Here is an 18,330-nt window from a genome sequence, read left to right on the forward strand (position 1 = left end):
AACTAACAGTCTCTTATTATAACAAAAGCCCCTTTCAGTTGGCACTGACTGTCGTTTTTGAGACAGTAAGAAAACACCTTATAGTGCAGCCAGTTGACGGTATTTTACCGGCGACTGGCTGTTTAATTTCGTTTGAATACGGATATTGTTATAATAATCAATGTAGTCTTCGACGATTTGGATGACATATGCATTTGTTGTCCGGTGAATTTCGTCGAGATAGAACGTTTCAGACTTTAGTGAGGAGTGAAACGTCTCAATTCGGGAATTATCAGCGGGCGTGCCTTTGCGGGACATGCTCATGGTAATTCCTTTTTCTTTCACTGCGTGTTGATAGGCATACGACGTGTAAACCGAACCTTGATCACTATGCAAGATACAGCCCTCTGGCAAGTCTGGCAACTGCTTGAGTGTATCTAAGACAAATTGTGTATCTTTCGTTTGCCCAATCGTTTCGGCAATGACCTCGCTATTAAACAAATCAATAATACTTGAAAGATATAACATGGATTGACCAAAAGGCAAGTAAGTAATATCTGTGACCAGCTTCTCAAACGGTTTCTCCGATCTAAAATTACGTGCTAATAAATTCGGCGCAATATAAGCTAGCTGTCCAGTACGCTTACGTTTCTTCACTTTCACACGACATTGCCACCCGTATTTTCGCATCACATCTTGGACTGTTTTCTCACAAATTACTTGTTCACTTTGTAAGATGCTTGTCCTTCTTTGTTTCAATTCCACTTTCCTTTTTCCAACGGTAATAGGTTGAACGAGGTACACCCAGATGCTTACAAATTTCCGTGATTGGCATAATTTCGCTTAATTCCTCGACAAGCTGCACGACTATTTTGGGAACCACGTCCTCTCCAACTCTGCGTACTTTTTTAAGACCTCAATCTGTTGTTTTAAATAACGATTTTCTACTTGTAATTTAGCTGTCTCCGTTTCGTACTCAGGACCTTTGCCGAAGGCATATTGTTTTCCAACTGGTTGTTCTAGGCGGTGTAATTGACCCTCACGATACAATTTCATCCATGTCTTTAATTGAGAGTGGTTCCGAATAGTTAACGTCGCTAATACCTCTTTCACGGGTATTCCGGCCAAACGCATCTCAATTGTCTTCATTTTCACTTCTACTGGATAGCTCACTCTTGTTCCCATAAAAAAACACCTCCACGTTGTCTAGTTAGGGTATCAATACCCGTTTTTCAACGAAAGGTGTTTTTATTTGTCTCATATTTCTAGGTCAGTGCCGTTTACGGTTGAACTAAAAGGAGCTTTTTATTATTTGTTATTATCATATAAATCTTTATACATAATACCAACAAGAGTAAAAACAAATACAGGGATTAAAAAAAACCTATTATTTGTCAGGCTATTCGCTGAAGTATTATCGAATAGTATACTTACTATTAAAGCAATTATAATAATCACGCTAAAAATAATAAATATCATTTTATTTACCAAAAAATACTCTTTTTTTATTTGAATCACTAAAAATACTATTGTAAAAACAATTAAAACAATACGAGTTATAAATAAAAATTCATATTGAAGAAAAAAAGTTGCAAATAAATATAAAAGAACTATTAAATTAAAAATTATAGGGAAATTAATTTTTTTCATAATAAACTCCTAAAAGTAGATTGATTGGCGTTGTTCAACAACCTGGTCCGATTGTTGAACACAAATTATAAAAAACTCTTCAAGTAACCTGCCCCGTTAGCCATACATGTAGCGCAAAATCAGCGCTACACTACAGAGAATGAAAGTGTGTGCAGTACGAGTATAGATTAGGACGGCTGGCGAAGAAGGTCGATGAACTATGATGCCGTAGAGCCCTATCCGTTAGTCTGACTCCAACGTCCACGGTGCATAACATAATGTTGCACCCAATAAGGGTAGCACTTATGGGAGATTAATCCTACTCTGGATACTGCACCACCCTTGCTATATTTTTTTGAAGAATCGAGTTGATCCTTGATCTACCTTTCAATTCAATTTTATCTTTTGCAGGGCTCAGTCTTTTTTTAAAAATTTTTTCTGAGCTTTTTATTATGTGCTATTATCAATAATAAGAGTTTTTTATTTTCACGGGAGTTGAATAACAGTCCACTAATACTATTCAGATTTTTAAGCATATATCTTTCAAAAATCATATCCCATTAATAATTAGTACCCTTTTATAGACTGAACGGCTTAGCTATAACTAATGCTTTCTATTTTGAATACGTTTAAAAATTCAACTAAATTAAACCTACTCGTTAGCTGAAGAAGGAGTCTTGCGTTTTACGGTTACTTTAACTTATATGAATGTCTGTTCCATACCGAAGCAATTTTAGCCTCCTTGCCAAAGATTGGGATGCAAAGTTATCCCACGATGTGCTATAAAGAGCAATTCGTCCTTGTTTTTGCACCTCTGTTGCCCAAACATTTGTAACATCTATACCGTATCCTCGTCCACGGTAATCTTCATGTGTGAATATACTTGCTTCGTCTACTTTTGTGGTACTTCTTGCACTACAACAAATGGAAACAGGAATATTGTCCTCAACTATGACAAAACAAGGTTGCTTATGCTCAAAATCCTCAAATGTATATGGAAAATAAGGCTTTAAAAGTTCTTTATTTTCATGAGTTACTTGTATTGCTTCTGTATGGGCCTTGTTCCTTACATCAGAAAACACATACGCTGGTCCAATCCATAAATTATTTAATTTACTGTCTATGCTTAAAACATTGATTACTTCTCCTAAATAAGCATCAGGATTTGTACCAATAACCTGTTCTAACTTCTCTACAAGGCTCGCATCCAGCTTATTTGAATACCTTACTACACTCCCCAGGTTGGTGCCGCCAATGAAAATTCTTGGTGCAACATCGTATGGTGGTTCATTCACGACTGTTACTCGATTTTCAGTATCGTGTTTAAATAACACGTTCACATGATTTTCCATCAATTCTAAGTCAGATAACATAAACATTCCTCCATAATTTAAACCTATCAATCTAGGCGTTGTTTTTGTATTTTGATGTACTGACCTGTCCGTTAGTTGAATACAAAAAACTAACAATAGACCTTAATAAAGCCTATTGTTTCAATGCAAATACAAAATACCCTCTCGCTCTATACGTTAATAGCTTATTTAACTACGACCAATGAAATGTACCCTCCTTGTCATGTTTTTTACCGTTTCATACCTTCTGGATGATCAAAGGTAGGAAATCAGTTTTTCCGGAATTGATAATGTTATACTTGTTATATAAATTTGACTGATTTTCAATAAGATCAACCTTTCGCAAACTGGCCAGATTGATTGTTAGATAGAGATTTAAATATCAATATTTTTTGGGGGATAAGATTGTTAAAGGTTTCATTAGTGCCGCATAATAAAACCTATGCAAAATCAATGTCTGCACTATCATCAGCACCCCAGGTAAAAGATGCATTAGGACTTACCAATGACCAAACTTCACTTGGAGGTACTATTGATTTTATCAAGTTTATTCTGGTGCAAGAAAGACTAGGTAAGCAATATTCAAGAGTCATTCTTGATGAAACCGAAAATTTAATTGGCGCAATCACACTAAAAGACATTGATAGCATCACTAAAACTTGTCATATTGGTACTTGGATAGGGCATCAATATTGGGGAAAAGGTTATAACGCATTAGCTAAATCAGAAATTCTATATATTGCCTTTACAATATTGAATTTAGAACATGTATTTGCAGGAGCGAAGTTATCAAATGTCCGTTCTCAAAAGGCCCAAGAGAATCTTCCTTATATAAGAATTGGTGTGCAATCAGAGTTTCTAGAGGAACATAGTAAGTTAGAATCGCAAGTGAATTCACCATGCATTTTGAATGTAATAGAGAGAGAAATGTTTTTGAAATGGCATCCAGACAACAAATAATTACTCTTCCACAATCGGGCCAGATAATTAAGTAAGGATTAATAAATTTGTTGACTATACAAATTGTTAATTAATACACACAAAAAATAATAATTTGGGGGTAAATATGGACTTAGAATTATTGAAATTTCAAGAAGATGATTTTGATAGTTATTATAGTCTTGTTTCGAACGCGAGTGTAATGGCGCAAATAACAGAGCGAGCTATCCCTTATGACGAAGCCAAAGTAGATTTTCAAAAGTTGTTAAAACGCAATGAAAAATATGAGAAATACGGATCGTATAAAGTCTATGATTGTTTCGATGAGACCTTTGTTGGACTTGGGCATTTGACACTAAATGAAAAACAAATTAGTGAAGCAGAAATTGGATATATGTTGCTACCAGAATACTGGGGGAAAGGTTATGGGACTGAGACGGCCAAAAAATTAATTAAAATTGCAAATCAATTAGAAATTATGGTGTTAAAAGCTATTATTGATCCAGAGAATCTCCCTTCTAAAAAGATATTGAGTAACCTGGGTTTTGAATCCCAAGAGTTTTGTGTAATAGACGGTTTATCAGGGGAAGTCCTAAGTAAAAAAATATAAATCACTTTACCATTCCTTTGTTCCATTAACGGGTGCTATTATGGAAGATCATAAGCCTAATTCCTCGTTCAAGATACGATGGGGTTAGGCTTTTTTATCTTTCAAAATCCTTACCATTGTAATTTTGCTCTTTCTTGACGTTACCACATTGGTAAACTCATTGGCAACGAGTGGTTAGTCTTGCGGGAATCGCTGGTGAAAAACATGGCAGAAGCGGTACATTCTTATGACCGTAATCACTAATATAGTGGGCAAATCATTTATAAACAAAAAGGACTTCAAATACAGTAATGGGTTCTATTTAAGGGGAAAATGATAAAAGACATAAACAGTAACACTTATTTTATAGACCAAAAAAGTATCAATTATAGCACTGATGCTTTCTATTTTTGAATACGTTTAATAATTCAACTAAGTCGCCCGTTAGCCATACATGTAGCGCAAAATCAGCGCTACACCACAGAGGATGAAAATGTGTGCAGAACAGGTATAGATTAGGACGGGTGGCGAAGAAAATCGATGAACTATGGTGCCATAGAACCCAATCCGTTAGTCTGACTCCAACGTCCACGGTGCATCACAGACTGTCGCACTCTATACGAGTAGCACTCATGAGAGATTAATCCTACTCTGGTTATTGCACCAGCCTGCCTTTATTCTATGAAGAATGGAGTTGGTTTTTGATTAACTTTCAACTTAATATAATCTTTTTGTAGGCTCAGCCTTTTTTAAAAAAACTATTACTGAGTCTTTTTTTTATGCCATTTTATTGATTTTGAGAGTTCTTTAATTTTCATGGGAGTTTAATAAAAGATATTGTAACACTACTAAAATAATTTCCCTATTCAGTTAGATAGTTCCCTAATTCGAGTCTGCTTTTTCTTTCTTTCCAATGCTATAACCAAGTACAATACCTAAGATAAGGAAAATTAATACATCCATTTCAAAATCTTTTGTTATCAAACTTAATACTACCGCTGCCACAACTGCCCCTAAGATTGCTTATAATAAATTTTTCACAAATCGCCCTCCCTCAACCGCGTAAGTTCAGATTGATTTAATATTATAATTTTATACTAACATTTATTTATTATAGTTGAAATGTATTATTCAACTATAATGCCCCGTTAGCCATACATGTAGCGCAAAGTCAGCGCTACACCACAGAGGATGAAAATGTGTACAGAACGGGTATTGGATATTTAGGCTAGGAGAGGAAGGTCGATCAACTATGGTGCCATAGAGCCCATCCGTTAGTCTGACTCCAACGACCACGGTGCATCACAGAATGTCGCTCCCTTACGAGTAGCACTCATGGGAGATTAATCCTACTCTAGTTGTTGCACTAGCCTCCAATACTATTCGCCGTAGAAAGGATGATTACAATGGAAGTAATCATTGAGCATGCATGCGGTATGGACGTTCATAAAGATTCGATTACTGCGTGTATTATGACTCCAAAAGGAAAGGAGATTCGAATGTTTTCTACCAAGACTGTATTTCTATTACAGTTGATTGACTGGATTAAGGAGCATTAGTGTACCCACGTCGCGATGGAAAGTACAGACGTCTTTTGGAAGCCTATCGTTAACATACTAGAATCTGAGAATATTGAGTTTCTAGTCGTGAATGCCCAACATATGAAAGTAGTGCGGGTCGCAAAACCGATGTGAAGGATGCCGAATGGATTGCCAAGTTACTTCGTCATGGACTACTCAAAGCGAGTTTTATTCCTGATCGAAATCAACGGGAACTTCGGGGTTGGTTCGCTATCATCGCAGCATTATTGAAGAGCGTGCAAGACAACATAATCGGATTCAACAAATGTTAGAAGGAAGCGAATATCAAGTTGGGCTCCGTAGTCTCCGATATTATGGGTGTTTCAGCTCGTGACATGCTTAATGCCATCGCAGATGGCGAGGATGATCCTATAAAACTTGCGCGCTTCGCTCGACGTACAATGAAAAAGAAAAAAGATGATCTTGAACTCGCTCTTCGTGGATACATCAATTCACACCAACGGCTCATGATAAAAACCATTCTCACTCATATTGACTTTCTAAGTGAGCAAGTTGAGCTACTAAACCAGGAAGTAGCTTCTAGACTATCCTCACACCAAGAAGATATTGAGCGGTTGGATTCTATTCCTGGCATTGCCACACGTATGGCTGAATAAATCTTAGCTGAAGTCGGAACCGATGTCGGAAATCAATTTCAAAGCTCTTACCATCTATGTTCCTGGCCATAACGAAAGTGCTGGCAAAAGGAAATCCACGAATATGAAAAAAGGAAACAAATATTTAAAGTCAGCTTTATATAGAAGCCGCTCACTCAATAAGAGGGTCAAAAACCTATCTTGGAGTCATGTATAGGCGCACTGCAGCACGAAAAGGTAAAAAACGTGCAGGTATTTCAGTCACCCATGCCATTTTAAGGATCGCCTATTATCTCTTAACACGCAAAGAGATGTATGTAGACTTAGGCGAAGATTATTTCGACAAACAAAAACAACAATCCATTGTACGGTATTCTGTTCGAAGGCTCGAAAACTTAGGGTACAACGTTACAATCACTGAACCAGAAGTCTCCTAATCCAACAAATAATCTGAGTCAGGAACTAGACGCTGCACTCTTTTTTAAAAATATTGAGCAGCGTCTCCTTTAGCGTTGTCATTTTTGCGAAGTTTGGCATTTAATTTTTATGGGAGTTGAAGTACAATATTTCATAAAATTTGGTTATACTGCTCTATATCTTGAATTAACCTCCGGACTGATTGTTGCCAAAATTCCAACTCAGAAAGATCTAATTGGAAATGTTTTTTAATTAGTTGTTCAAGTGGCAGCATCCCAGTTTCACTTAGGAACCCTTTAAACTTTTGATTAAATGATTCATCCGTTTTAGCAAGTTCTAAAAGTCCAATACTTAACAAGAAGCCAAAAGAGTATGGATAATTATAAAAGGGAGTATTCGCTTGATAGAACTGTCCATATTTAATCCATACAAAAGGCTCATTTTCACTTAAACTGCTTCCATATGCTTGTTCCTGAAATTGTAACGAAAGTTCTTCCATCTGTTTTGCATCTAATTGTCCATCTTTTCTAAACTCATAAAACCTTTTTTCAAATAAGAAGGCTCCTCTAATAGACATCAAGTAATTTAGGGAACGCTCAATCTTCGAACCAAGAATTGCTTTTTTAATAGACACATCGTTTGTGTTTTGAATTACATAATCAATAAATGCAGTTTCGAAAAAGATTGAAGAGGTTTCCGCCATTGTCATTTCAAATGTATCTTCTGAGAACGAAAGGGATGGAACATATTTCATTTGTTGGAAATGCCAAGCATGACCTAATTCATGTGCAAGTCTTCTAGCACTGTCTATGCTATTGTCATAATTTAATGAAATCCGTGATTCGCCTTCTGGAGTAAATGGAGCACAAAACCCACCCGAAGATTTTGTTTTACGTTGTTCTGCATCTACCCATCCCTTTGTAACTACTTCTTTTACAAATTCACACATACTCCTGTCAATATTTACAAGAGACTTTGTTATTCCATCGATCGCTTGTGAGAAAGTAATCTGAAGAGAAACTTCTTGAGATGAAGTCATCAACTCATGCCAAGAAATATTCTTTTTCCCTACTTCTTCTGCTTTAATTCTTAAATAGCCGGAAAGGTCATGAATATTGGAATCTACTGCATCCCACATAGTATTAAGTGTTGATTTGGATATGCCATTCAATTGTAATGATTCATCAAGGTAATCTACTTTTCTTATCTTGTTTTCATTAAGTCTTATTCCAACCATTTGATTATAAATAGAAGCAAAAATATTTGCTTCTATTTCAAGGGTTTTGTTTAGTTCTCTAAATACATTGTGCCTTTTAGATTGTTCTGGCTGAGACAAGGATAAATTGCTAGCTTCAGCAAAAGAAATTTCATTTTCTTCATGATTAAGATAGACTTTTACTTTCAAATTGTTACGAACTTGTCCATAAAGGTCTTCAAGACCACTTAATGTTTCTCGAGTAAAGTTTGATATTATTGTTTCTTCACTATTTGTTATTTTTACATCCTTTAGTAACTTAGCTATCAAACTTTTTTGATTTATATTGTTAGACCAATCTGTAAATTGTTTTTCACTCATATTACTTAGGTTCTCTTGCAAATTTGATATTATAAAGCGTACTTGGGATTTTAAAGCTGATATGAATCCATTTAATGATGTAAGAAGGGAAGGGTCAATATTTTCTGTAGTTAAGCAGTAATAAAAGGATTCTGCTGATTCAATCTTATTAATTGCTTGCGAAATAATGATCAATTCGCCGTCATTCAAGTTATTTGTTTTTGAATACTCCTCGACTTTTATCAATTTTTCTTTAATACTACCCAAATAATTTTTAAACTTTTCCATGTCTAGACCACATAGAAGATTACTCAAATCCCAACGAATTGATGTATCAAATGTTTCCATACACTTCTCCTCCTGTTATTGATTATACTTTAAATGCTACACACTGATATTTCCATCAAGCCCCAATAATTCTTTGTTGAATATTAATAAATCACAAAGAATAAATCCCCTTTTTTTAACTAAACTGCCCGTTAGTAAAAATGCGCCTCTACTTATTTTAGTAACGCACGCGTTCGCCATACATGTAGCATAATTTCAGCGCTATATGTATGGCGAACGGGTAGGTTAGTTGAATAATACTTGGGATTTGCACCCTATAGATTACGCCCATGCTTGGCACACCGAAAAAATGATTGAAAATTAAATCCCAATCATTTTTATCTTTATAACACTAAATTCCCTCTATATTTTAACTCTTCGACTGATAAATGATCTGCTTCGCCATCTAAAATATGTTCCACATCTTGTAGCGTTTGTGACATTGAAACAGCTTTACCTTGTTGTCCTGTATATGCTGCTGCTACGAATAATGGTTGTGTGAAATACGCCTCTAGTCGCTCTCCGAGATTATATGTCTCTAACTCGACTGCAGGAATTTTCTCAATCCCATGCACAGCTACTACTGAACGTAACTCACGATATCGACGAAGTAATTTTTGTGCACGTTGTCTCAAATTAAAGTGACGTTGGTCCAAGTCAATCCCTTCCAAAATAGAAGAAGTTGAATAAATTGGATGTATAGCTGGGTATTGGTGTCGTGTAGCCAAGTCTGCATCCAATTGCCACAATGTTTCAAGTGGACCATATGGCATCTCTTCGTCCACAGCTTCTCCAGAGAGATCAACAAGAATTGTTGTGATGTTTTGAACTCTTTCTGCCACTAATCGTTCCTGCAAATCTAATAGTTCACCAGACGCATTAAAACTCTTGTCTGAAATAAAAATTACATCTCCGTTTTGTGAAGTTAACTTTGAGAATGTCTCGTCAATTGTCGCCGTCACTATATCAGCCAATTCAGTCGTGCCTTCAAGCTCCGGATGATTCGTTGTTGGAAGTAAAAAGACCGTTGTGTAATCACTCTCTTTAAAACGGTGCATTAATTCGGCTAATATAACAACTTGCCCCATGCCTGGACGAGCCACTAATCCAGTAGTACCTCCTTTTACAAGTGGTGCAAAAAAATCCAATGTTTTAATTTTCGTTTCAATCATATTCAGTTTCTCCCCTCGAATTATCAAGTCGTCTACTGAACAGTTAGCTAGTGTTGCGAGACCGACTAAAGTGCGGACTTCTGCTTTTCCTAAATCGATTTTACCTGTGCATAAATTTGACACCGTAGCCGGTCGAATTCCAATTGATTTTGCTGCGGATGTTAAATTCGGCACTTTTCTTCTCAATAATGCCACGTTTAATCGAATATCATCCATTTTGGAAACCCTCCTTCGTTACTTTAAACAGTAATTTATTTTACTCCCAAACGCAACACTTATTACTTTTAAAAATAAAAGAGACCATCTTCTACAGTTCAACGAACGCACTCGTTGACTTAATAAGAACTAACTTTCCAACTCAATATACTCTATAGTTGTTTCCATTTATCCCCACCTATTTCCTTCTTTTCTCCTTACAAACATACATCGAGCAGTAAAATTCTCTCCATTTATTAGATTCTTTCTCTCCCTAAAACTAAAAATCCAAATTCATTTTTTCGAATAGTGAATGAAACAGTTTCAAAACATTGTTCAGGTCATTAGGTATGGTAGTAGACATCAGGTTTATCAATATTTGAATGTACCAAATAACCCACATAATCTTTAGACATACAGCTCCTAATTTTCGCGTTGGTCTGATTTTTCTAGCACCGCAATCTTTACTGTTTGGACATCAATTTGTCCGCTTTAATGTCTAACTGTTTTAAAAATAGATGATTCTATTGTTACATCCGGCATCCTCCATTTCACTCCCCTTCGCTATTTTTGAGCAAAGAAAAAGAACGCCCAGTGGAACGTTCTGACTTGTTGCATATAATTAATTTACAAATAAAATACGCTAGTTTACTACTTAGTAATACCTTCAAATTCCTTCATTGTCTCATTAATTTTAGATTGAGTTGAAATAACCGCCCTTTGCGAATTCTCCGTTACTTCACTGACCTTCATTACTTCTTTTGTAATGTTGTCTACGTTGGCATTCACTTTTTTTATCGCACCTTCGACATCACCAGCCAATTTTCGAACCTCTGTTGCCACCACATTAAAACCGGGTCCATGTTTCCCTGCTCGAGCCGCTTCAATAGCTGCATTCAATGCCAAAATATTAGTTTGCGAAGAAATGTTTCGTATTGATTTAGAAACTTCACTTATTAAATTGGTTTGTTCCTTCAAAGATTGAAATGCTTTTATGTTCTCCGTAGAGTTATCAGTAACCATTTCCCCTAAGTCCTCAGACAACTTTTTTAATTGAGAAACTATTTCTATCGTTTTATTTTCGCGTTCTGTAATATTTGTTGCGATTTTAAGTACAGCATTTACTTCACCTTTATCGTTTAGAACGGGAATATAAGTAGCTTCTAGGCAAAGTAAATCCTTTGCTTTACTAACCCTATGAATCTTCTCTTGAAACTTTTTACCTTTCCTTAGATTATCCCATAGCTCAGCATATTCCTTACTATTCCAGAATTCTAAGGTGCAAAATTGTTCATGTGACATATTCTTCATTACGTCGACACTATACCCCAAAGTCTGTGCAAAGTTCTGATTTGCCCAAATAACCTTCCCATCCAAATTGAATTCTATCATAGCTAAATTAGATTCTAGTGAAGCTAAAACCGCTCTTTCATTCAATACTTGGGTACTAATATTAATATTTGTAGCAATGTTCATGTTCATGTGCCTACTTCCTTTATAATAGATTTCCTATTCTTAAAAACATAATAGAAAAGAGTGGAATTACAGATTTTATTTCCCATAATAATTCCTCTACACTATACTACTACAAAGGAGGACGAAAGACCTTTTTATCACCATCAAGTATTACAGTGCCAAATTACCTAACTCATCACCTCCACCATCATCGACTCAACACAGCATCGGTTTACAAATGTAAAAAACGCCCGAATGGACGTTTTCACATTAATAATTATTCAATTTCACTACTTTGCAGTTTGTTCCTGCTGCGCGTTACGCATTTACACTTTCGGCTTTGCGACCCTGTCTTGCATGTAATCTTTTCATCGCAAATCTTGCTATTGGCTGTGCAACCAACAGTTCAATCCAAAATGCTATACCAAAGTTTCTTGGCCAAATGTGAAAGAAATTTTTAAATGGTTCTAGGCTTATTTGTTTCGTACCAACCCAAGTTCCGATAATCGATAGAATAATAGATAATACCGTAACATTCAATAAAGTATTCAATAGAATTCTGGCATTAAACCCATCTGATTGTCCCACGAATTTTGGTATCAGCTTACCAACAATCGGTCCCGCAATCAATCGTACTGATAAAATTACGATTATCCACATAAACGGAATAATCTTTAATGTATCTAGATATACCTCTTTACTGAAGCCACGTTCCAACCCTGTAATAATAGGGGCGATTGTGTTTACTGAAATAATTGAAATGATTAATAAAAATAATATACCTTCTCTTCCGTTTCTAGGTAGTCTTGTTTCTCCATGCATGTTTGTCATCTCCGCGAATAATATTTCAGATGGCAGACGTATCATGAGACATATATTTTTGGTTAATGAGAAAGCCAATATCTCTACACACTGATTTACTAATCATAGCATTTTCTTCAAATGAATGTCACCTCTCCGTCAGCCATTCCACACTCCTTATTTTTGGATAACCAGACTAATCGCATTGCTATCCTAGCCTTATACCTTCTCTATCTTTCGGCTTTCGTTTCGCGTATGCAGCATGCCGTCAACGGTAGATTTGTTTTCTTTTCCCTTAATTAATAGAAAACCACCAAACGCATTGTTTGCCAGTTTTCTTTTGGGAAAGTAAAAGAACGCCCGGTTGGACGTTCTCCATTTGTACTTATTCTTAGCGCTGAACCTTAACGTATAAACGCCAAATCTCTCTCAGCCAAAGCATCTTTCAGCCAGCAAGGATGCATTTTCAACAAATCTGATGGCAAATCTTGTTGTTCGAAATATTGAATATCGAGTGATTCCGAAGAATTGCATCGAAGTTCTCCGCTTATAATTTCAGCTAAAAAACAGGTTGTTATAAAATGAACTATTTTTCCTTTAGGGTATGAAAACACCTGTGAATCTGGATCAGAGTAAACACCGATTAACTTAGTAATTCGTATATCTAAATTCGTTTCTTCCTTCATTTCCCTAATAGCTGCTTCGGATACTGTCTCCCCGATCTCTACATGTCCTGATGGGATCCCCCATAGCCCTACATCAGCTCTTTTCTGCAATAATACTCGATTATCTTCATCTAAAATAATAATAGCGACTCCTGCTTTAAGTTCGTTAATTTCCTTCATTTCAATTATCCCCTTAAGTAATAAAATAAGGCTGATTGAGAAAGTTTCAACGCATCATATGCAAAAAATTTCCCCCTCGAACCTTTTATGTCAATAGGCACCTTATGCAACTTGAAAAGGTATGATCCTTGGTTTCAGACTTTTATGAGCAGAACCCTAATTACAGTTCTCCAATTTATTGATTTGACGGACTATAAATCATGATACCTATAGTACTATTTAAATTCAAGAGATACTCCAAGAATTCATTCAACGCCAATCAAAATCTCGCGAACACACGTAATTGCATTGTTAGCCATGAACCTCAGCTCCTCGATTCGCTGCTTGTCGCTGAATCTGGGCGCTAATAATAATGCGGGGTTTGAATCGGATGGTTGCTAAGCTGTTGGGTTGGGTTGTAACTTCGGAAATTGTTTAGTTGGCCATTGTTGCATCGAGATTACTGGTCAGGTTCAATCGGTGTATGCAGCAAGCAAGCCCACGAAAACACTTGACTGAACGTAAGAAAAGCACCCAGCAAGATGCTAAATAAACTCATAACTTTTACCTGTTGGATACATGAAAACGTTGTACCATAGCAAGATTATATCCTTTTATATAGGAATTCCCCATTATATCTTGATGAATGTGTTTATCTTGTATCATTTGAGTAACTTTTATCGACGCATCTTCTAGACTACTCGCAGATAAGTTCATAATGAAAGTTTCATTATCATTAAAATGAAGTGTTATCTGAAATTCAAGCATTTTCTCACCTCCCGCAACCGATGTTATCAGAAATATAGGTAAACTAAAAGTTAACACTCGTATGTAATTGGACTGTTGCATAGTTCTACATACAAATTATCGCACTCCCGACTTGCCTTTAAGTTTATCTTCTTTATTCTCTAAGAACAATATCTCGACGTATTTGGCATTTCTGACATTTGCATCACGATGGAGCCTTTCAGGTGTCGGATGGGACATGCTTATCCAAGAGTACTTCTTCACCTCAAGAATCCAACGAAGAACTTCTATCCCTCTCACATTTCCAACTACGTGGATACGCTCTTGAATTATCCTTAACTTCGTTCCTATCTAATGACTTGTTGGAGATGCTTACTCCTTCGAAAAACATCTCTAATCCTTTCAGTTTGATTGATTCCCATCGACTTTTCCTACTTTGGTGCCCCATTAGCTGTTTTCGGGCAAAATAAGTGCAAAGACTAAAATCCAATAATAAAACTAAAAACAACCGTTTAGTTGAATCAGTGTCCTCATTTTTTCCGATAGACGATTATTTTGATTGTGAATAAAATTTTCATTTTGCTTGATACTACGTTAGTAAAAATATATAAATGAGGTGCTAAATGTGTATTACTACAAAGAAGAATTGATCAATCCCGTCACTCCTCCCGATAAACCCGACCCTGAAGCTGCAAAAGTAATGCAAGAAATTCTAGGTGGGCATTTTGGAGAAATGCGTACCATGATGCAGTACTTTTTCCAAAGCTCCAATTTCAGAGGTAAGGAAACACAATATCGCGACTTACTTCGTGGTGTGTTTTTGGAAGAAATCGCTCATGTTGAACTTGTCCAGAATACAATCAATCAATTGTTAAATGATTCAGGTGAATCTGCTGTACCAGGTAATGCTGGCGTCGATCAAGCACCTCTCGATGATGCCGTTAGACACGCAAATCCTCATCACTACATTATTGGTGCTCAAGCCTCTCTCCCTGTAGATGCTACTGGGAATCCTTGGAACGGTTCTTGGGTTTATAGCCATGGCAATTTGATTAGTGATATGCTCGATAACCTGGTGTTAGAATCAACCGGTGTCTTGCAAAAAACTCGAATTTACGAAATGAGTTCTAACAAAACATTTCGAGAGACATTAGCTTTCCTAATCGTGAGAGATAACGCACATCAGAATGCTTTTGCAAAAGCATTGGAAACGCTCGGCGTTGATTGGGGTAAGCTGTTCCCTGTCCCGAATTACGATATAAATAAATATCCTGAATGCAGAAAATTTGTGGAGTTAGGGTATCACAATGCCCAGTTCAATTTCAGATTAGACCCAACTAGAATTGGGGAAATTTACCAGGGACAGTCCCCTAGTAGAAATAAGGGCGAACTTAAAGTTACTCCTCCACCAGCTGGATTCCCGGTTCCTTTACTGCCTGACATGCCAAATGAACATAGTCCAGGTATTCAAGACATGAATAACTAAATTCGTTCAGTCCCTATATAAGGGACTGTTTTTTTATCTCTTCGTGTAACTAACCTCATTAAATAGAACCTCACAGAACTCAGATTTATAGGATTGTTTCCAAACTGTCACCGATCCATAACTGACTAACCTATAATTAAGCAGATTTCGTAGTAAACTTACATTAGATAAAGTCAGAATGGAGACTATCAAATGACAGTTACAACATGGATTTGGATATGGATTTGTATTATTATCTTTGTTTTAGAACTCATTTTCATCTATTTCGTCGTCCATAAAAGTTATCGATATAAACATACGATTGATCCGATTGATGATCATATAGAAGAAATGAATAGAGAGTGAATCGATATAGATTAATGAATTATTTCTATGAAAATTAATTTATACATATAGAGCGGACCGGCATATGACAGTAAAAGTCCTTTCTATCATTTTGACAGCGCATCAAAAATAGTAAGTTGCTGCACCACGGTTAACACTCCCTCACAGAATGTTTGGTGCTGACGAATATACGGATCGTCCTATCGCTAGCACTCCACATCCAATCCCTGGTGCGTCGTTCAATATCTTTCAGCACCTCTAACAGTAACCGGGTTAAAAGTTTGATTATTTCTTCGTATGAGATCATTCAGTTATCTACTTCGCTTTTTGGTCAGACTATGCGTTCCCACTTATTGCACTAGCTTGTAAATTTGAAATAAACTCCTAAAAAAAACACTTTTAGTTACAGTAACCATGGTACAATCATTCTAAAGGAGGGATATCCTTGAGATACATTCTAAGTGTTATTATTTCGATTCTTGTAATAGTTTTACTGCTTAAGCTAATAGGCGTACTGTAAACAGTCACATTATCTTTAAACTAAAAGTCAGTGGTTTTTTTCCAGGTTCTGCTTCTATATCGCTTAGGTGCCTGGGGGAAGAAATTGATTTCGTTATGATAATATCTAGTCCTCTTCTTAATTTACTGCATATAATGGGTCTCCCATTTCCTCGTACTGTGCGTTAAAGTAACGAACTGTCAGCCTGCAAAAAGCCATTTGTGGTGCTTTCAAATTCCTGTAATAAATCCCTATCTGTGTGATCCTGCGTATTAGGCGCATTCATGAATTTCATAAATGCATATTCTTTAGTCCGTAGATTCGGTTCGGCCTCGTTTAGAATTTCATCCACACTTTCCGCTACAATGACTTCGATATACATTTCTGTTGCCTTTTTATAAGGAGTTGTCTTCAAGTCGTTTTCCTCCACGTTCACCGCTACCAAGCCTTAATGCTCGTTTTTATTACATTCGCAATAAAATAGTTTAATAAGTTTCCATCACATCTGCTACATATTTTGGTCGAACTGCGTACTACATTTTGATGGCTTTCACTGCATTTTCACTTTGCAAAAAAGCAAGAATCCTCAAGGAACATTGAATGTAATAAGCTAATAAAAAGCATAAAGAATATTAAGGTATAGCCAGTCATACATTTAATCAATGTTGTTGTTTGTAATAGATATCAAAGTATTACAGAGGGAGAATAGCTATGAGCGTTGAGTTTGTTTTAATGGCACCAACAGCTCTTCAAGTGTTTAAGGCAGGAGAGTCCAATCCAAAAAAAGTAAAGCGGATTGTTTATGGGCAAGCTACATCTGACGCAAATGGTATAGCCACACTTTATTTCACAGAAAACGGATTATCTAATGGTATTCCATTATTAACAACTATTGACTATGCTGTATCAAGCGTATATTCTACAAATCCTTCGATAAATGCAAGACCGAGAGTACAAATGCGAGAAAAGAATGTTGCTGCAAAATTCGTCTCTGCTAATGTCACAAATAATAGTAGTATAGTAGTACTAGGAATTAATGTATTAGGTTCAGAAAATCCAGTGAGTGGAATTCTTGTAGATTTTATGATTTTAGGTAGCTTTGATAGGTAAGAGAAAGCGACAATAATTTTGAAAAACGTGGATTAACAATGGTTGTTCGAAATTTCCGGGCATAAATCTCAAGATGACTGTGATAAAGACTGCTGATTATTTTTAATCAGTGGTCTTTTCTTTTCGGACAGCACATGTTAATAACCCACCTATTTGCCTACTACTCCTTTGTATTAGACTCTTTCATAAGATTGTTCTATCAAAGTATGTTAGTTTGTATATAGGCAAACTTATCGAAAGGTAAGGACGCAAAGCCAAGGGCCTAATACAACTATTTGTAATGGTAGCCGGTTACCAAGTGTATTGCTTTCTATCACTTGTTAAAAAGGATGAGGATCATTTTCAATAAATCAGTAATGCTCGTAGATGATTCAAAATTCATGAGAAATCTATTAAGAAAGATTATCGTAAGTAACGGTTATTATGTCGTAGCTGAAGCTGGGAGTGGAGAAGATGCTGTGCCTCTTTATAAATCACACTTCCCGCATATCGTTTTATTGGATATCACTTTACCAAATATGAACGGTATCGCTACGCTAAAAGAAATTAAGAAAATAAACCCCAATGCTCGTGTTGTTATGTGCTCAGCCTTAGGGACTCAAGATTTAATAATTGAGGCTTTAGAAAATGGAGCCGCAGATTTTATCGTGAAGCCTTTTTTTGATGGACTTATTACCCAATTAAATAAAATCTATTGAAAAACATAGTACACTAACATAAAAGACCAAGAAATTACGGTCTTTTTTTCATCTTA

At 36.1% G+C, this 18,330-nt stretch carries 16 protein-coding genes, 2 pseudogenes and 1 riboswitch; of the genes and pseudogenes, 7 read left to right on the top strand and 11 right to left on the bottom strand.

All coding sequences use genetic code 11. The features are described from left to right. Positions 1–78 precede the first annotated feature (78 nt). The 3 genes and pseudogenes from ACGLYD_RS08730 to ACGLYD_RS08740 all read right to left on the bottom strand — a co-directional run bounded on the left by ACGLYD_RS08730 (position 79) and on the right by ACGLYD_RS08740 (position 2,981). Positions 79–1,164: pseudogene (locus tag ACGLYD_RS08730) on the bottom strand (IS3 family transposase). Positions 1,165–1,287: 123 nt separating this feature from the next. Then, entirely contained in the window at positions 1,288–1,629 is a 342-nt protein-coding gene (locus ACGLYD_RS08735) for a hypothetical protein (RefSeq protein WP_338656584.1), read from the bottom strand. Between the two features lie 674 nt (positions 1,630–2,303). Continuing rightward, complete coding sequence (locus tag ACGLYD_RS08740; protein WP_399632468.1) at positions 2,304–2,981, bottom strand: GNAT family N-acetyltransferase; 678 nt, start codon at positions 2,979–2,981, stop codon at positions 2,304–2,306. 384 nt (positions 2,982–3,365) lie between these two features. Between ACGLYD_RS08740 and ACGLYD_RS08745 the strand changes: the two genes are divergently transcribed. The 3 genes and pseudogenes from ACGLYD_RS08745 (at position 3,366) to ACGLYD_RS08755 (ending at position 7,101) form a co-directional block, all read left to right on the top strand. After that, complete coding sequence (locus ACGLYD_RS08745) at positions 3,366–3,920, top strand: GNAT family N-acetyltransferase (RefSeq protein WP_399632471.1); 555 nt, start codon at positions 3,366–3,368, stop codon at positions 3,918–3,920. Positions 3,921–4,026: 106 nt separating this feature from the next. Beyond that, positions 4,027–4,509, top strand: coding sequence for a GNAT family N-acetyltransferase (locus ACGLYD_RS08750; protein WP_399632473.1), 483 nt, complete (start codon positions 4,027–4,029; stop codon positions 4,507–4,509). Between the two features lie 1,385 nt (positions 4,510–5,894). Then, positions 5,895–7,101, top strand: a pseudogene (locus tag ACGLYD_RS08755) (IS110 family transposase). A gap of 131 nt (positions 7,102–7,232) precedes the next feature. Here ACGLYD_RS08755 and ACGLYD_RS08760 read toward each other — a convergent pair. The 6 genes from ACGLYD_RS08760 to ACGLYD_RS08785 form a co-directional block, all read right to left on the bottom strand. Beyond that, on the bottom strand, positions 7,233–8,984 hold the full coding sequence (locus tag ACGLYD_RS08760) for a M3 family metallopeptidase (RefSeq protein WP_342538268.1): 1,752 nt from the start codon (positions 8,982–8,984) through the stop codon (positions 7,233–7,235). Positions 8,985–9,307: 323 nt separating this feature from the next. Further along, entirely contained in the window at positions 9,308–10,351 is a 1,044-nt protein-coding gene (locus ACGLYD_RS08765; protein ID WP_067209562.1) for a hypothetical protein, read from the bottom strand. Positions 10,352–10,981: 630 nt separating this feature from the next. Then, on the bottom strand, positions 10,982–11,806 hold the full coding sequence (locus ACGLYD_RS08770) for a methyl-accepting chemotaxis protein (RefSeq protein WP_399633160.1): 825 nt from the start codon (positions 11,804–11,806) through the stop codon (positions 10,982–10,984). A gap of 297 nt (positions 11,807–12,103) precedes the next feature. Then, positions 12,104–12,607: a hypothetical protein gene (locus ACGLYD_RS08775; protein ID WP_342538269.1), complete on the bottom strand. Its 504-nt coding sequence runs from the start codon at positions 12,605–12,607 to the stop codon at positions 12,104–12,106. A gap of 383 nt (positions 12,608–12,990) precedes the next feature. Further along, positions 12,991–13,431, bottom strand: a complete 441-nt coding sequence (locus tag ACGLYD_RS08780; protein WP_338656577.1) for an NUDIX domain-containing protein — start codon at positions 13,429–13,431, stop codon at positions 12,991–12,993. Positions 13,432–13,974: 543 nt separating this feature from the next. Continuing rightward, complete coding sequence (locus ACGLYD_RS08785) at positions 13,975–14,178, bottom strand: hypothetical protein (protein WP_399632476.1); 204 nt, start codon at positions 14,176–14,178, stop codon at positions 13,975–13,977. A gap of 604 nt (positions 14,179–14,782) precedes the next feature. Between ACGLYD_RS08785 and ACGLYD_RS08790 the strand changes: the two genes are divergently transcribed. Continuing rightward, entirely contained in the window at positions 14,783–15,643 is an 861-nt protein-coding gene (locus tag ACGLYD_RS08790) for a manganese catalase family protein (RefSeq protein WP_399632479.1), read from the top strand. 192 nt (positions 15,644–15,835) lie between these two features. Next, complete coding sequence (ytzI, locus tag ACGLYD_RS08795) at positions 15,836–15,988, top strand: YtzI protein (protein WP_338656573.1); 153 nt, start codon at positions 15,836–15,838, stop codon at positions 15,986–15,988. Between the two features lie 130 nt (positions 15,989–16,118). Here ytzI and ACGLYD_RS08800 read toward each other — a convergent pair whose 3' ends face one another. Both ACGLYD_RS08800 and ACGLYD_RS08805 read right to left on the bottom strand, forming a co-directional pair. Next, positions 16,119–16,274, bottom strand: a complete 156-nt coding sequence (locus ACGLYD_RS08800; protein ID WP_399632481.1) for a DUF6877 family protein — start codon at positions 16,272–16,274, stop codon at positions 16,119–16,121. A gap of 376 nt (positions 16,275–16,650) precedes the next feature. Continuing rightward, a complete protein-coding gene (locus ACGLYD_RS08805; protein ID WP_342538271.1) occupies positions 16,651–16,881 on the bottom strand; it encodes a hypothetical protein in 231 nt (76 codons plus the stop codon). Positions 16,882–17,177: 296 nt separating this feature from the next. On the opposite strand from ACGLYD_RS08805, the gene ACGLYD_RS08810 reads away from it, so the two are divergent. Then, positions 17,178–17,576 carry a hypothetical protein gene (locus ACGLYD_RS08810; protein WP_340742155.1) on the top strand — a complete coding sequence of 133 codons (399 nt, stop codon included), beginning with the start codon at positions 17,178–17,180 and terminating at the stop codon, positions 17,574–17,576. Between the two features lie 213 nt (positions 17,577–17,789). Continuing rightward, a riboswitch (cyclic di-GMP riboswitch) is annotated at positions 17,790–17,875 on the top strand. 30 nt (positions 17,876–17,905) lie between these two features. After that, positions 17,906–18,274, top strand: coding sequence for a response regulator (locus tag ACGLYD_RS08815; protein ID WP_354313137.1), 369 nt, complete (start codon positions 17,906–17,908; stop codon positions 18,272–18,274). Positions 18,275–18,330 lie beyond the last annotated feature (56 nt).

Source organism: Sporosarcina sp. SG10008 (genome assembly GCF_044569405.1).
Lineage (GTDB): Bacteria > Bacillota > Bacilli > Bacillales_A > Planococcaceae > Sporosarcina > Sporosarcina psychrophila.

Coding starts and splice junctions, on each gene's coding strand:
- ACGLYD_RS08735 (WP_338656584.1), bottom strand. CDS start 1,629: ATGAAAAAAATTAATTTCCCTATAATTTTTAATTTAATAGTTCTTTTA.
- ACGLYD_RS08740 (WP_399632468.1), bottom strand. CDS start 2,981: ATGTTATCTGACTTAGAATTGATGGAAAATCATGTGAACGTGTTATTT.
- ACGLYD_RS08750 (WP_399632473.1), top strand. CDS start 4,027: ATGGACTTAGAATTATTGAAATTTCAAGAAGATGATTTTGATAGTTAT.
- ACGLYD_RS08760 (WP_342538268.1), bottom strand. CDS start 8,984: ATGGAAACATTTGATACATCAATTCGTTGGGATTTGAGTAATCTTCTA.
- ACGLYD_RS08765 (WP_067209562.1), bottom strand. CDS start 10,351: ATGGATGATATTCGATTAAACGTGGCATTATTGAGAAGAAAAGTGCCG.
- ACGLYD_RS08770 (WP_399633160.1), bottom strand. CDS start 11,806: ATGAACATTGCTACAAATATTAATATTAGTACCCAAGTATTGAATGAA.
- ACGLYD_RS08775 (WP_342538269.1), bottom strand. CDS start 12,607: ATGCATGGAGAAACAAGACTACCTAGAAACGGAAGAGAAGGTATATTA.
- ACGLYD_RS08780 (WP_338656577.1), bottom strand. CDS start 13,431: ATGAAGGAAATTAACGAACTTAAAGCAGGAGTCGCTATTATTATTTTA.
- ACGLYD_RS08785 (WP_399632476.1), bottom strand. CDS start 14,178: ATGCTTGAATTTCAGATAACACTTCATTTTAATGATAATGAAACTTTC.
- ytzI (WP_338656573.1), top strand. CDS start 15,836: ATGACAGTTACAACATGGATTTGGATATGGATTTGTATTATTATCTTT.
- ACGLYD_RS08800 (WP_399632481.1), bottom strand. CDS start 16,274: ATGATCTCATACGAAGAAATAATCAAACTTTTAACCCGGTTACTGTTA.
- ACGLYD_RS08810 (WP_340742155.1), top strand. CDS start 17,178: ATGAGCGTTGAGTTTGTTTTAATGGCACCAACAGCTCTTCAAGTGTTT.
- ACGLYD_RS08815 (WP_354313137.1), top strand. CDS start 17,906: ATGAGGATCATTTTCAATAAATCAGTAATGCTCGTAGATGATTCAAAA.